Source organism: Tabrizicola caldifontis (genome assembly GCF_004762095.1).
Classification (GTDB): Bacteria; Pseudomonadota; Alphaproteobacteria; order Rhodobacterales; family Rhodobacteraceae; genus Tabrizicola; species Tabrizicola caldifontis.
The window spans coordinates 16,282-30,228 of sequence record NZ_SIJH01000004.1 but is presented as its reverse complement, the minus strand read 5'-3'; the positions used below and the strand labels follow the sequence as shown (position 1 = coordinate 30,228).

The 13,947-nt window shown below is 65.2% G+C and carries 14 protein-coding genes; 8 read left to right on the top strand and 6 right to left on the bottom strand.

Features of this window, described 5'->3' with window-relative positions; all coding sequences use genetic code 11:
* Nucleotides 1-52: 52 nt before the first annotated feature.
* Entirely contained in the window at nucleotides 53-1,249 is a 1,197-nt protein-coding gene (locus EYB42_RS04145) for an ABC transporter substrate-binding protein (protein ID WP_135448529.1), read from the bottom strand.
* A 177-nt stretch (nucleotides 1,250-1,426) separates the two neighbouring features.
* On the opposite strand from EYB42_RS04145, the gene EYB42_RS04140 reads away from it, so the two are divergent.
* The gene (locus EYB42_RS04140; RefSeq protein ID WP_135448526.1) at nucleotides 1,427-2,539 is read left to right on the top strand and encodes a PQQ-dependent sugar dehydrogenase; all 1,113 of its coding nucleotides are present in this window, start codon (nucleotides 1,427-1,429) and stop codon (nucleotides 2,537-2,539) included.
* Between the two features lie 114 nt (nucleotides 2,540-2,653).
* Nucleotides 2,654-3,058 carry a DUF805 domain-containing protein gene (locus EYB42_RS04135; RefSeq protein WP_135448524.1) on the top strand — a complete coding sequence of 135 codons (405 nt, stop codon included), beginning with the start codon at nucleotides 2,654-2,656 and terminating at the stop codon, nucleotides 3,056-3,058.
* An 18-nt stretch (nucleotides 3,059-3,076) separates the two neighbouring features.
* Here the strand turns inward: EYB42_RS04135 and EYB42_RS04130 are convergent, their stop codons facing one another.
* Entirely contained in the window at nucleotides 3,077-4,099 is a 1,023-nt protein-coding gene (locus EYB42_RS04130) for a GlxA family transcriptional regulator (RefSeq protein ID WP_135448521.1), read from the bottom strand.
* Between the two features lie 156 nt (nucleotides 4,100-4,255).
* On the opposite strand from EYB42_RS04130, the gene EYB42_RS04125 reads away from it, so the two are divergent.
* Entirely contained in the window at nucleotides 4,256-5,626 is a 1,371-nt protein-coding gene (locus EYB42_RS04125) for a class II 3-deoxy-7-phosphoheptulonate synthase (RefSeq protein WP_135448519.1), read from the top strand.
* A gap of 52 nt (nucleotides 5,627-5,678) precedes the next feature.
* On the opposite strand, the gene EYB42_RS04120 is transcribed toward EYB42_RS04125, so the two are convergent.
* Nucleotides 5,679-6,209, bottom strand: a complete 531-nt coding sequence (locus EYB42_RS04120) for a PAS domain-containing protein (RefSeq protein WP_167850918.1) — start codon at nucleotides 6,207-6,209, stop codon at nucleotides 5,679-5,681.
* A 238-nt stretch (nucleotides 6,210-6,447) separates the two neighbouring features.
* Between EYB42_RS04120 and EYB42_RS04115 the strand changes: the two genes are divergently transcribed.
* Genes EYB42_RS04115 through EYB42_RS04105 form a run of 3 tightly spaced genes read left to right on the top strand, consistent with a single transcriptional unit; the run spans nucleotide 6,448 to nucleotide 8,483 of the window.
* Nucleotides 6,448-7,332, top strand: a complete 885-nt coding sequence (locus EYB42_RS04115; RefSeq protein ID WP_135448775.1) for a YicC/YloC family endoribonuclease — start codon at nucleotides 6,448-6,450, stop codon at nucleotides 7,330-7,332.
* Nucleotides 7,333-7,335: 3 nt separating this feature from the next.
* Nucleotides 7,336-7,968 (top strand): guanylate kinase, encoded by a 633-nt coding sequence (gene gmk, locus EYB42_RS04110; RefSeq protein WP_135448514.1) that lies wholly within the window; start codon nucleotides 7,336-7,338, stop codon nucleotides 7,966-7,968.
* Nucleotides 7,965-8,483, top strand: coding sequence for a gamma carbonic anhydrase family protein (locus EYB42_RS04105; protein ID WP_135448512.1), 519 nt, complete (start codon nucleotides 7,965-7,967; stop codon nucleotides 8,481-8,483). The genes gmk and EYB42_RS04105 overlap by 4 nt, the downstream gene beginning before the upstream one ends.
* Before the next feature lie 3 nt (nucleotides 8,484-8,486).
* On the opposite strand, the gene EYB42_RS04100 is transcribed toward EYB42_RS04105, so the two are convergent.
* Nucleotides 8,487-8,837 carry a hypothetical protein gene (locus EYB42_RS04100; protein WP_135448510.1) on the bottom strand — a complete coding sequence of 117 codons (351 nt, stop codon included), beginning with the start codon at nucleotides 8,835-8,837 and terminating at the stop codon, nucleotides 8,487-8,489.
* A gap of 179 nt (nucleotides 8,838-9,016) precedes the next feature.
* Between EYB42_RS04100 and EYB42_RS04095 the strand changes: the two genes are divergently transcribed.
* On the top strand, nucleotides 9,017-10,024 hold the full coding sequence (locus EYB42_RS04095; protein WP_135448508.1) for a sensor histidine kinase: 1,008 nt from the start codon (nucleotides 9,017-9,019) through the stop codon (nucleotides 10,022-10,024).
* Between the two features lie 357 nt (nucleotides 10,025-10,381).
* Here EYB42_RS04095 and EYB42_RS04090 read toward each other — a convergent pair whose 3' ends face one another.
* Nucleotides 10,382-11,314, bottom strand: coding sequence for a nucleoside hydrolase (locus EYB42_RS04090; protein ID WP_135448506.1), 933 nt, complete (start codon nucleotides 11,312-11,314; stop codon nucleotides 10,382-10,384).
* Between the two features lie 140 nt (nucleotides 11,315-11,454).
* Here EYB42_RS04090 and EYB42_RS04085 point away from each other — a divergent pair, with 140 nt between their 5' ends.
* Nucleotides 11,455-12,951: a S1 family peptidase gene (locus EYB42_RS04085; RefSeq protein ID WP_135448505.1), complete on the top strand. Its 1,497-nt coding sequence runs from the start codon at nucleotides 11,455-11,457 to the stop codon at nucleotides 12,949-12,951.
* On the opposite strand, the gene EYB42_RS04080 is transcribed toward EYB42_RS04085, so the two are convergent.
* Nucleotides 12,935-13,933, bottom strand: a complete 999-nt coding sequence (locus EYB42_RS04080) for a Fe(3+) ABC transporter substrate-binding protein (protein ID WP_135448504.1) — start codon at nucleotides 13,931-13,933, stop codon at nucleotides 12,935-12,937. The genes EYB42_RS04085 and EYB42_RS04080 overlap by 17 nt on opposite strands.
* Nucleotides 13,934-13,947 lie beyond the last annotated feature (14 nt).

The window sequence follows — 13,947 nt, the reverse complement described above, 5'->3', positions numbered from 1 at the left end:
GCGGCCCGGGGACATGCCCGGGCCGCGCTGGTCTGTCAACCGGTTTTCCGTATCAGCGGAAACCGACGGTCTCGTTCTTGCCGTTCCGGACCTCGATCACCCGGTAGCGGCCTGCGCTTTCGCCGGGCCCGATCAGGTGCACGGCGGTCGCGCCCTCGTAGTCGATGGGCGTCCCGGCCGCGATCAGATCCAGTGCCTTGGCCAGTTCGCCCGGATAGATCTTTTCGCCAGTGCCATCGGCCGGACCGTTGGCCACTTCCATGACCTTGTCCTTGTAGACCTTCGGATCGGTCGAGCCCGCCGCCGCCATGGCCAGCGCGATCAGGGCAGCCGCGTCATAGCTTTCCGGCGCATAGGCCGAGGTTCCGTCGAAGCCGGCCGCCTTGGCCATCTCCTCGAACGTCGCGGCACCGGCCGAATCCGAGCCCGCGATCTGGCCCCAAGAGCCGTCCAGCGCCGGCCCGATCGCCTGGGGCAGGCTGTCGCCGATCATGCCGCCCGGCAGGCCGAAGGTCGAGAAGGCACCGGTGTCCAGCGCGGCCTGGATGATGCCCTTGCCGCCCTGGTCCAGATAGCCCGCGACAACCAGCAGGTCGCCGCCGGCCGAGGCCAGCGCCGCAACTTCAGCCGAATAGTCGGCCTTTCCGTCCTCGTGCGCGGCGTTGATCGTGACCGTGCCGCCCTTGGCGGTGAAGGAATTGGCAATGGCTTCGGCCAGACCCTTGCCGTAGTCGTTGTTGGTGTAAGTCAGCGCGATCGACTTGATGCCCTTTTCGACCAGCATTTCGGCCATGACTTCGCCTTCGCGCGCATCCGACGGCGCGGTGCGGAAGAACAGGCCATCATCCTCGGCCGTGGTCAGCGCGGGCGAGGTGGCCGAGGGCGAGATCATGACCATGCCGTTCGGGCGAGCGACGTTCTGCAGAACGGCACCCGTCACGCCCGAACAGTCGGCGCCGACGATGCCCTTGACCATGTCCGAGGTGACCAGACGTTCGGCTGCGGCCGTGCCGGCCTGGGCATCGCCGCAGGTGCTGTCGCCGCGCACCGGCACCATCGTTGAGCCGCCGAGGAACTTGCCCGAATCCGACACTTCCTTCATCGCCATCTCGGCCGCCGCCGCCATGGCGGGGGCGAGGGATTCGATGGGGCCGGTGAAGCCGATCAGGATGCCGACCTTGACCTCTTCGGCCGCGGCGGCCCCGGCAAGCGCGGTGGCCGCTGCCGACGCCAGAAGCAGTTTTTTCATTGTTGTCTCCCTAATTGGATCGCAATCCTGCGGAAGACCCTAGTAGGCCAAAATCGAAAAGAAAAGCGGTTTGACGGGTCTTTCGGGGCACCAATCCCAACCAAGCCGTGACCTGTGGTGAGTGGACGTTTACCGCCATGCGACCTAGGTCCAGGGGAAGCAACCGAAAGGAGAACCATGCGCCGCGCCCTTGCCCTGACCACGCTGGTGGCTTTTGCCGGTCACGCCCTGGCCCAGGACATTCTGGACACGTCAGCCGGCCCGATGTCCGTCATCCCGGTTGCGACCGGATTGCAGGAGCCATGGGCCATCGGCTTCCTGCCCGGCGGGGCTTTCCTCGTGACCGAAAGGGACGGGGTGCTGAAATACTTCGCGGCTGCGGGGGGCGAAGCGGTTACGGTCGAGGGGGGGCCCGAGGTTGCAGCCGAAGGGCAGGGCGGTCTGCTAGACCTGATGGTGCCGCGCGATTTTCCTGTCAGCCGAGAGGTCTGGCTCAGCTATTCCGCACCGCGCGACGCAGGGGCGGTCACTGCCGTGGGGCGCGGGATCCTGTCCGAGGACGGCAGCCGCCTGGTTGGCTTCGAGCAGGTCTTTGCCATTCCCGAAGGCGCAAGTGGGGGGCGGCACTTCGGCTCGCGCCTCGTGGAGGCGCCGGACGGGTCGATCTTCATGACTGTGGGTGACCGTGGCACCGGGCCCGGGGGACTGGAAGCGCAGGACCCGATGCGCGGTGAAGGCAAGGTGATCCATCTTGCCCGCGATGGCCAGCCCGCAACCGTATTGCCCGCTGCCCTGCCCGGTGTCTACAGCCTTGGCCACCGCAACGCGCAAGGTGCCGCGCTGGATCTGCAGGGTCGGCTGTGGACCGTCGAACACGGTGCGCGCGGGGGCGACGAGCTGAACGCGCCGGCACCCGGCAGGAACTATGGTTGGCCGGTCATCACCTATGGGGTCAATTACAACGGGCAGCCGATCGGCGCCGGCACGGAACGGGACGGCATGGAACAGCCCGTGCATTTCTGGGATCCTTCGATCGCGCCGTCGGGCCTGATGATCTATTCCGGCGCGCTGGTGCCGGAATGGCGTGGCGACATCTTCTTCGGTTCGCTGAACAGCGATTTTCTGGGCCGGCTTGACCCCGACACGCCGGCTGTCACCGGCTATGCCGAGGAACGGCTTGCGGGCGAGGCCACGCTTCGCGTGCGCGACGTGCGCGAGGCGCCGGACGGTTCGATCTGGTTCCTTTCGGTTCTGAACGGTGCGGCCTACAGGCTTACCCCGGCAGACTGAAGACCGCGGCCGCATGGCCCTGGGGCATCGTTCCGGAAGGAAAGGATTTGAATTCCAGGCTGACCTTGCGAAAATGCAAGGCGTTTTCAATCGCATGGAACATTTGAGGCGCGGATGAATTTTGCCAAAGCTGTCAGCAATGTATATCGCAATTACTTCAACTTCAGCGGTCGGGCCCAGCGGTCCGAGTACTGGTGGTTCTTTCTGTTCTCCGTCATCGTCTCGTTCATCATCATGGTCGTCGAGACTGCCTTGGGTCTTGGCCAGGGGGCCATGATGCGCGGCGGTGGCGGGTTCGAGGCAAGCTACAACGGCGGCCCGCTGTCGATGCTGTGGTCTCTGGTCAACCTGATCCCGGCGCTGGCCCTTTCCGTTCGGCGGCTGCACGATACCGACCGGTCGGGCTGGTGGCTGTTGATCGGCCTTGTGCCGCTGATCGGGATCATCGTCCTGATCGTGTTCTTCGCCAGCAAGGGCTACCCCGGCGCGAACCGGTTCGGCGACGATCCGCGCGCCTGACAGGCCCGGAGCAGCCGTTCAGATCGACAGACGTGCCGGTGCCCCGCCGGGGAGCCCCTGGGTGCCGCGTTCACGATAGGGTGTGGTGTGATAATGGCTGCGGTAGCATTTCGAGAAATGCGAAGGGCTGGCAAAACCGCAGGCCAGCGCCACGTTGATCACGCTCATGTCGGTCTGCATCAGCAGGTTTCGCGCCTTCTGCAGCCGCAGTTCCATGTAATAGCGTTTGGGGCTGCGGTTCAGATAGCGGCGGAACAGCCGTTCCAGCTGGCGCGTGGACATGCCCACTTCCTCGGCCAGATCGGCGGGTGACATCGGATCCTCGATGTTGCCCTCCATCATCTGGATGACCTGGCTGAGTTTCGGGTGTCGCACACCGATCCTGGTCGGGATCGACAGGCGCTGGGTGTCCTGATCGGTGCGGATCGTGGAATAGATCAGCTGGTCGGCGACCGTGTTCGCCAGATCCTCGCCATGGTCGGCGGCAATGACCTTCAGCATCAGGTCGATGGACGAGGTGCCCCCCGCAGTGGTCCAGCGGTTGCCGTCCATGACGAAGACTGACTTGGTCAGCTTGACCGCCTCGAACTCCTCAAGGAAGCCGTCCTGGTTTTCCCAGTGGATCGTGGCCTTCTTTCCGTCCAGCAGGCCGGCCTTGGCGACGGCATAGGCCCCGGTGCACAGCCCCCCGATGGTTGCCCCCCGCCGCGCCTCGCGCCGAAGCCAGTTGATGATGCCCCGGGTCGTCGCCTTCTGCACATCGACACCGCCGCAGACCAGCACGATGTCGTCACGCTCGATCTCGTCCAGCCCCATGTCCAGCTTGAAGGCCGCGCCGTTCGAACAGGTGGCATATTCCCCGCCTTCGCCAGCCAGAACCCAGCGGTAAAGTTCCTGCCCCGAAACGCGGTTCGCGATGCGCAGGGGCTCGATCGCACCGGCAAAGGACAGCATGGTGAAACGGTCGAGAAGCAGAAAGACGAAACGCCGGGGCGTTGCTTCCTTGGCGATTGGAGTGGCTTTGCGCGGAAGATTCGACATCTTGCGACCTGAACGTGTCGTTTGCATGCTACGGAACCGCAAATTCCGGGCAGCCGCAAGGGCCGAAACGGGCAGTTTTCGCCCAATCTCCCTTTGCCAAGGCGGAAACGGTTGCGTATACCGCAGGCCGATCTGCCGATGACTGGAGTAGGACCGATGACCAAGGGATGGACGAAAGCCGCCTGGCGCGCGAAGCCGCGGGTCCAGATGCCGGATTATCCCGATCAGGGTGCACTGAACGCGGTCGAGGCCCAGCTGGCGAAGTATCCCCCGCTTGTCTTCGCCGGCGAGGCGCGGCGGCTGAAGAAGCAGCTTGCACTTGCGGCCGAGGGCAAGGCCTTCCTTCTGCAGGGTGGCGACTGCGCCGAAAGCTTTGCGGAATTCAGCGCCGACAACATACGCGATACCTTCCGGGTGATGCTGCAGATGGCGGTGGTGCTGACCTATGCCGCCAAGGTGCCGGTCATCAAGGTCGGCCGCATGGCCGGCCAGTTCGCCAAGCCGCGCAGCGCCCCGACCGAGGTCATCAACGGTGTGGAGCTGCCTAGCTACAAGGGCGACATCATCAACGGATTCGAGCCCACGCCCGAGGCGCGCATCCCCGACCCGGCGCGGATGTTGCAGGCCTATACCCAGGCGGCGGCCAGCCTGAACCTGCTGCGCGCCTTCAGCACCGGCGGTTTTGCCGACATCCACCGGGTGCATTCCTGGACGCTGGGCTTTGCCGAACATGACAAGGCCGAACGCTATCGGGAAATGGCCAACCGCATCTCTGATGCGCTGGATTTCATGAATGCGGCCGGGGTCAACAGCGACACCGCGCAAGAGCTGGCGCGCGTCGATTTCTATACCAGCCACGAGGCGCTGCTCCTGGAATACGAAGAGGCGCTGTGCCGGGTGGATTCGATCACGGGTCAGCCGGTCGCGGGCTCGGGCCACATGATCTGGATCGGCGATCGCACACGGCAGCCCGACGGGGCGCATGTCGAATTCTGCCGCGGCGTGCTGAACCCGATCGGGCTGAAATGCGGCCCCACCACCACGGCCGAGGATCTGAAGGTGCTGATGGCCAAGCTGAACCCGGAGAACGAGCCGGGCCGGCTGACGCTGATCGCGCGCTTTGGCGCGGGCAAGGTGGGTGACCATCTGCCGCGGCTGATCAAGACCGTGCGCGAGGAAGGCGCGAACGTCGTCTGGTCCTGCGACCCGATGCATGGCAACACGATCAAATCCTCGACAGGCTACAAGACCCGGCCCTTCGACAGCGTCCTGCGCGAGGTGCGCGAGTTCTTCGCCATCCACAAGGCCGAAGGCACGGTGCCGGGCGGGGTGCATTTCGAGATGACCGGCAAGGACGTGACCGAATGCACTGGTGGCCTGCGCGCCGTGTCGGACGAGAACCTGGCCGACCGCTATCATACCGCCTGCGACCCGCGGCTCAATGCCAGCCAATCGCTGGAATTGGCCTTCCTGGTGGCTGAAGAACTGTGCTCGCAGCGCGAGGCCGACCGGCGCGTGGCGCTTTAGCCACCGTAACGGGCACGGCGTCGCGGCGGCGGGGGCCACCTTGCCGCCGCAGTCATTCGTCTGAGCAGTGAACCAGCTTCAGGTAGCGGCGGCTTGGGGTGGCCCCAATCCCGACAGTTTCCGACGCCGAAGTGCGTGGCACGACGGGTAGTTCCGCGATCCGGCGCAGGATGCGGAACCTTGACCTTGGTGGCACCAGGTTGCTGCCAAGGCACCCCAGCACCAGCCGTTTTTCGGGGCCATCGGTCAGGGGCAATAGCAGCAGCTGCGCGACGGGCTGCACACAGCACCTGTCCAATGTCAGGACCAGCGTGGCCAACCTTCTGTCTGCTGCAACGCATTCGACCACTTCGGCCAGGGTTTCCCGGGCCTCGGCGGAAAAAAGACAGCACAGGGGAAGGCCGCGCAGGTCCGCTCCGGCGATGCTGGCCAGCGTCGAGCCGGCGAAACGTAGATGCGCAATCCCCTTGCCGAGGGGTTCGGCAAGGAACACACGGTTCAGCACGCCGGCCAGTCTGCGCGCGTCCAGTTGCGCACGGTCCAGGACATAGCCGGGCTTGCGCAGGTTTTTCCAGCAGGCCAAGACATCCGCGGGACCGGGAATCAACTGCAATGCCCTGCTTGGATGGGGCGGGTGGAAACGACCCCGGTCAGGAAACCTTGCATCCATCGCATACCTTGCCGAACGGACCTTGCGACTTGCGGCCCATCCGTGGCCACGCCATGAAGACAAGCTACGGCGGATCGCCAAGAATCGGACGAAAATCTAATCAAATGGTAAATACCGGGCCTCTCGGGGCTGAAAGGACCGCATGATTTCGATGACAGGCTTTGCCGCAAGGCGCGGCACCGGGGCGGGCCACGCCTGGGTCTGGGACCTGCGTTCGGTCAACGGCAAGGGGCTGGATCTGCGCCTGCGCCTTCCTGACTGGATCGACGGGCTGGAACTGGCAGTCCGTGCGGAATTGCAGAAGGCTGTGCCGCGCGGAAATGTCACCCTGACGTTGAAGGTCATGCAGGACGGCGGCGGCGATGATGGCGTTTTCCGGCTGAACCGGCGCCAGCTGGCGGCGGCTCTGGCGGCCCTGGGCGAAGTGGAAGCAGCCGCGGTGGCGGCAGGTGTCACCCTGCGCCAGCCGACGGCGACCGATGTGCTGACGCTGCGCGGCGTCCTGGACCAGAGCAGCGAAACCCAGGACACCGCCCCCCTGCGCGCCGCGATCCTGGCCGACCTTCCGGGCCTGCTTGCCGACTTTGCAGCAATGCGCGCGACCGAAGGTGCGGCACTGGCCGCCGTTCTTGCCGCGCAACTTGACCGGATCGAGGCCCTGACCGCCGAAGCGCAGCGCGAGGCCGTCGCGCGGTCGGCGGTCCAGGCCGACACGCTGCGCGAGGCGGTTGCCCGCGTGATGGCGGCGACCGACGCGGTGGACGCGGGCCGGCTGGCTCAGGAACTGGCGATGCTGGCCGTGAAGACCGACGTGACCGAGGAGCTGGATCGCCTGTCGGCCCATGTCGCCGCAGCCCGCGCCCATCTTACCGAAACCGCCCCGGTGGGCCGCAAGCTGGATTTCCTGATGCAGGAATTCATGCGCGAAGCGAACACGCTGTGTTCCAAGGCGCAGTCTCTGGCGCTGACCCGGATCGGCCTTGACCTGAAAACCGTCATCGATCAGATGCGCGAACAGGTGCAGAATGTGGAATGACCAATGACGCGGCGCGGGCTGCTTCTCATCCTTTCCTCGCCCTCGGGCGCCGGCAAATCGACGCTCAGCCGGATGCTGATGGCCTGGGATCCGACGATGCGCTTTTCGGTCTCGGCCACGACGCGCCCCCCCCGTCCGGGCGAGGTGGACGGGCGGGAATACTATTTCCGCTCGCGCGAGGAATTCGAGGCCATGGTGAAGGCCGGCGAGATGCTGGAACACGCCGAGGTCTTCGGAAACCTGTACGGCTCGCCAAAGGGCCCGGTGCTGGCGGCGATGGAAGCGGGCACCGATACCGTCTTCGACATTGACTGGCAGGGTGGCCAGCAGATCAAGCAGGCCATGCGCGGCGATGTCGTGTCGATCTTCATCCTGCCGCCGTCCATTGCCGAACTGGAACGGCGACTGCGGACCCGCGCCCAGGACAGCGACGAGGTCATCCGCGGTCGCATGGCCAAAAGCCGCGACGAGATAAGCCACTGGGCGGAGTACGACTATGTGCTGGTCAACGATGATCTCGAGGCAACCTTCGACAAGCTCAAGACCATCCTGACGGCGGAACGCCTGAAACGCGAACGCCAGCCGGACCTGTCGGCCTTTGTCCGCTCGTTGAACGAGGAGTTCGAGGCCCGATGATCTATGCGCTTGACGGCATCTCTCCGCAGATCGACCCGACAGCCTGGGTGGCGCCGGATGCCAACCTGATCGGTCGCGTCGTCCTGGAGGCAGAGGCCTCGGTCTGGTTCGGTGTGACGATCCGTGGCGACAATGAGGAAATCCGCGTGGGCCGCGGCTCGAACGTGCAGGAGAACTGTGTCCTGCACACAGACATGGGCTATCCGCTGGTTATCGGCACCGATTGTACCATCGGACACAAGGCCATGCTGCATGGATGCATGATCGGCGACGGCAGCCTGATCGGGATGGGGGCGACGATCCTGAATGGCGCTCGGATCGGCCGTGGCTGTCTGATCGGCGCTTGCGCACTGGTGACCGAAGGCAAGGAAATACCTGACGGGTCGCTGGTCATGGGCGCGCCGGGCAAGGTGGTGCGCGTTCTGGACCAGGCTGCGCGTGACCGCCTTCTGCTGTCAGCGGCTGGCTATCGGGCCAATGCTGCCCGTTACCGCCAGGGGCTGCGCCCGGCCTGAGGTTCAGCCCTCTTCCACCATTTCCAGCGTGATGCCTTGCCGGACGGCATGGCTGCGCAACTCGCGCAGGACGATCTGCCGGTTGGGCAGCTTGGGCGCCACGATGCGCAGCACGCGGCGATAGCCCGCCGATCCAAGTGTTTCGATTATTTCCAGGGCATCGAAATCGTCGCAGAACAGCGGCGCAACCACCAGTTCCAGCGTATCGGGCAGCGGCAGGTGTTCGGCCAGTTGCGCATACGGGATAGACGCGGCTTCATCGGGCCGGAGCAAGCCTTCCGGGAAGGTCGCCTGGGGAATGCCGATCACCAGGCATCTCAACCTCTGCGACATCGTTAGCTCCACCTCCGTCATGAGGGGCGCCGGGCAAGCGTCTGGATCGCCTGGAGTTTCCACCGGTGCCGACCTTCGATCCGGGCAAAGGCCGGCAGCGAACTAATTCACTTACAGTGCAGAAAGATTACCGCTATTTCCTGACCTGGCAAGACGCGTGAGGCAAAAAGTTGACCCGGCTGGCCGGGCAGGGGCGCGGGATGGATTGGGACAGGGTGCTTGCAGGGCTGCCGATGCCGGCGATGCTGGTGGAGCGCGAGGACCGGGTCGAAGCCGGGAACGGCCCGCTCATCGCCCTTCTGGGCGACGGAGTCGTCGGTCGCAACCCCGCCATGGCCGTGCGGGCGCCTTCGGTGCTGGCCGCGATCGGCGCCGTCACGCGGCAGGGTGGCGTGCAGGAGGCCCGCATGACCCTGCGGCGCGACGGGCAGGAGCAGGTGTTCCAGGTCACCGTGTCGGATCAGGGCGAGGGCCACGTGTTGTGCGTCTTTCGCGATGTCAGCGAGGAGGAGAAGGCCGGAGAGATGCGGCGCGACTTCGTGGCCAATGTCTCTCATGAGTTGCGCACCCCTCTGACCGCGCTGATGGGCTTCATCGAGACGCTGAAGAATGCCGCGCGCGACGATCCCAAGGCGCGCGACATGTTTCTGGGCATCATGGAGCACGAGGCGGGGCGCATGAACCGGTTGGTTCGCGACCTGTTGCAGCTTTCGCGCGTCGAGGCGGAAGAGCGGGTCCGTCCCCGCGACAGGGTGGAACTGAAGCCGCTTCTGGAAAACGTGATCGGATCCCTGAACGGGGTGGCCGAGCGGTCGCGCGCGCGGGTGGAGTTGGCGGGTGATCCGTTGACCGTGCCGGGGGATGCCGACCAGCTGACGCAGGTCTTCACCAATCTGATCGAGAATGCGCTGAAATACGGAAGGGAAGGGCAGGTCGTGCGGATCACGCTCAGCCCCGAGGACACCGTCCGCGGCCCGGCGATCCGCGTCGATGTCGCGGACGAAGGCGAAGGCATCGACCCGATCCACATCCCGCGCCTGACCGAACGGTTCTACCGTGTCGACAGCCACCGCAGCCGCGAGATGGGCGGAACGGGCCTGGGCCTTGCCATCGTCAAGCACATCGTCAGCCGCCACCGCGGCTGGCTGCGGATCGAAAGCGAGAAGGGCGAGGGCAGCCGGTTCTCGGTGGTGCTGCCGCTGGGTTGAGGCGGCGGGGCAGCAAGATCCGATCTGTCCAGGTTGGGCAAATGCGGATCATCGACGGCCCCGCAAGATGCCCTAAGGCTGCGCCGTAGGTTGCGCTTCCGCGCAGCTTTACGGACGGCCGCTGTTCAGTGTCTGGGCAGCGCCGCGTGCTGATCAACGCAGCGGTGCGGAAGCGCACCCAACGCCAGGATCTGCGATGCAGAGCCAGAAATAGCCACGCGGACCCTCGCCTTGTGCAATGGATGGTCCGTGGCGGATGCCCGGAGCTTTGGTCGGCACTACCGAGACCGCGACGTGTCGAGGTGTCATCATGTCGGGTCAACCCGGAGAAACCGGAGCTTTGGCCCGGGTGTCCCCTCACAACCTCCCCAACCGCTCCGTCAGCAGCCGGTAGAACCCCTCCCGGTCCACGCCGCCCATGAAGAGCGCGTTGGGCGCGCGGTCGGTCACGCGCCACCAGTCGGCGACGGTCATGCCGAGGGTGAGGGGGCTTTGCGTTTCGATTTCCACGTTGATGTGCCGGCCGGTGAAGAGGGCGGGTTCCAGCAGATAGGCGATCACGCAGGGGTCGTGCAGGGGGGCGCCTTCGCTGCCGTATTTGGCGGTGTCGAAGCGTTCGAAGAAATCGGTCCAGCTGGCCACCGCCTGGCCGACGGGCGTGCCGAGGGACCGCATCCCCTCGACCCAGGCACGGCTGGTCAGCGCCTTGTGGGTGACGTCAAGCGGCATGACCACCAGCGGAACGCCGGATCGGAACACGATGTCGGCGGCTTCGGGATCGACGTAGATGTTGAATTCTGCCGCCGGGGTGATGTTGCCGCCTTCGAAGCAGCCGCCGCCCATCAGGACGATCTCGGCCACACGCGAAACGATATCCGGGGCGCGCTGGAAGGCGGTGGCGATGTTCGTCAGCGGGCCAAGCGGGCAGAGGGTGATCGTGCCGGGGGCATGGGCGCGCAGCGTGTCGATCAGGAAATCGACGGCGTGTTCGGGTTGCAGCGGATGCGTTGGGTCGGGCAGGGCGATACCGTCAAGCCCTGTCTTGCCGTGGACATGTTCGGCAGTGACGAGTTTGCGCTTCAGCGGTGCCTCGCAACCGGCATAGACCGGGGTGTCCTTTCGGGCAAGTTCGACGACGGTGCGCCCGTTCTTCTGGGTCAGCGGCAGGGGCACGTTGCCGGCAACGGCGGTGATGCCCAGAACCTCGAGCTCGGGAGAGGCGAGGGCGAGCAGGATGGCGACGGCGTCGTCCTGGCCGGGGTCGGTATCGATGATGATCTTGCGGGGCATGGGTGTGACTCCTTTGCCGGGAATAAGGCGACATGGAAGAAAATTTGTCCAGATGGTCAGGAAATCGCGAGGGACATTGATCCTTGACCCGTGGGGGATTCCGCCGCTCCTATCGGGGAAGGCAACCCCGGAGCCAGCCCATGCGCCCAATGATCCTGGTGCTGCTGCTTTTCGCGCCTGTCATCGCGTGGCCCTATACGGTCGAGCAGATGCTTGCGCCATTCGACGCCTGTGTGCTGACCGCACAGGAAAAGCGGCTGCTGCAGACCGGACTGGCCTTCTCCGGGCATTACAACGGGATGATCGACGGTGACTGGGGCGAAGGAAGCCAGCGCGCCCTGGAACGCCATGTGCAAACCCTGACCGGCGAGACAGTGGTGACAAACATGGCCGTGTTGCTCGTTACCCTGGAAACCTTTGCGTTGATCGAGGAAGAGGGATGGGAGCGGCAGCACAATTCGACACTCGACATGTCCTTCCTGGTGCCGACGCAGGCGCTGATGGCAGGGGCGCCGTCCGATACCTTTGCCAACATGACGGTACGGGGCCGTTCGATCGGCTATTCGCTGACGGTGCGCGACGGGCCGGAGACAGCGGGGTTCCATGACTATGCCTTGCGGCAGGCGGTGGGCGTGCCCTACATCCTGCGCCGGCCGCTGGTATGGGTCACGTCCGTGCGGATGGCCACGGGCATAAGCCTTTACACCCGTTCGGATTTCCGGCGGGGGCGCTGGTCCACGATCATGGTGTCGGCCCGCGACGACGACGCCGGCGCCTTTGCCGCGATCACCGGCAGCATCGCGCCGGGTCATGCGCCCGCGATCGGAATTTCTCCCGGACGACTGTCTGCCGGCATCGAGACGCTGGCCCGTGTGCTGGCAGAAGATGAAGGGAAAGAAGCGCCATGGTTGCGCCGCCCGCCGGGCGAGGCAGGCGGCATGACGGCCTCGACGCCAGCCCCGGCAATGGGGTTCGGGTCAGGGTTCGTCGTGTCGTCTGCGGGCCACGTTCTGACCAACCGGCATGTCGTGAACGGTTGCCGGCGGGTGGCGGTCGATGGCCGACCGGCCGCACTGATAGCCGAGGACCGGACCTTCGACCTTGCGCTCTTGCGGGTCGAGGAGTTGTCAGGGGTGGCCCCTGCGGTGTTTGCGCTGGAACCGGCGCGCCTGAATTCGGATGTCACGGTGGCAGGCTTTCCGCTGCCCGACCTGCTGGGCGGGCTGAACGTCACGCGGGGGGCGGTGACCAGCCTGAAGGGTGTTGGTGGCGACGGGATCAACATGCAGATCTCGGCGCCCGTGCAGCCGGGCAACTCGGGCGGGCCGGTGCTGAATGCGGCGGGGCAGGTGGTCGGCGTCGTGGTGGCCAAGCTGGATGCCGGGGCCTGGCACGGCTTTACGACGATATTCCGCAGAACGTCAATTTCGCAATCCGGTGCGAGATCGCCAAGCTGTTCCTCGCGCAGAATGGCGTCGATCCGCTGGTCGAGATGGCCGGAATCCCCGTCGCGCCGGAAGATCTGGCCGAGACGGCCGCAGCCTTCACCCGCCTTGTTGCCTGCAACTGAAGGGGATGCGCCCCGGGCTGCGACCGGGGCGCCATTGGCAAGTCAACAGATCAGCCGTCGAAGTTGACCGTTTCCATGATCTTCAACGCCGCAGCGCGGGCCTTGGCGATCTGGTCCAGGGGCGTCGGGTCGGCCGTGAAATCGCCCCAGGACGCGACCAATGCCGAGCGTTCGACGCCGGGTTTCACCGGATATTCGTTGTTGGTTTCGGCATAGATCTTCTGCGCGGTATCGCCCGCCAGCCATTCCATGAACTTCAGCGCGTCTTCCTTGTTCGGGGCGGATTTGGTCATTGCCACGCCAGAGATGTTCAGATGCGTGCCGCCATTCTCGAAGACCGGGAAGGTCACGTTCACCGCCTCGGCCGCCGCGCGTTGTTCGGGATCCGCCATCATCTGGCCGATGTAATAGGTGTTGCCGATCGCGATGTCGCATTCGCCGGCGGCAATGGCCTTGACTTGGTCACGGTCGCCGCCATCGGGCTTGCGCGCGAGGTTGGCCTTCAGACCCTCGGCCCATTTCGTGGCCTCTTCCTCGCCGTGATGCACGATGTAGGCGCCCAGCAGCGCGATGTTGTAATCATTCAGCCCGGACCGCGAGCAGAGCCTACCCTTCCACTTCTCCGTGGCCAGATCCTCGTAGGTGGTGATCTCCTTCGGATCCACCCGGTCCTTCGAGGCATATACGATCCGCGCGCGTGCGGTCAGCCCGAACCAGTGGTCAATCGGGTCGCGCAGGGTCTCGGGGATGTTGGCCTCCAGCACCTCGGATTGCACAGGCTGGGTCACCCCGGCATCCACGATCTGCATCAGGCGGGCGATGTCCACCGTCAGCACCAGATCGGCGGGCGAACGGTTGCCCTCGGCCACCAGCCGTTCGGCCATGCCCTTGTCCACGAAGGCCACGTTGACCTTGATCCCCGTCTCCGCCGTGAAGGCATCGACCAGCGGCTGGATCAGTTCCGGCTGCCGGTGGGAATAGACGTTGATTTCCTGAGCCAGAAGGGGCGTGGAGCAGGCGAGAAGTGCCAGGGTCGAAAGACGAAGCATGGCTGAGTCCTTTT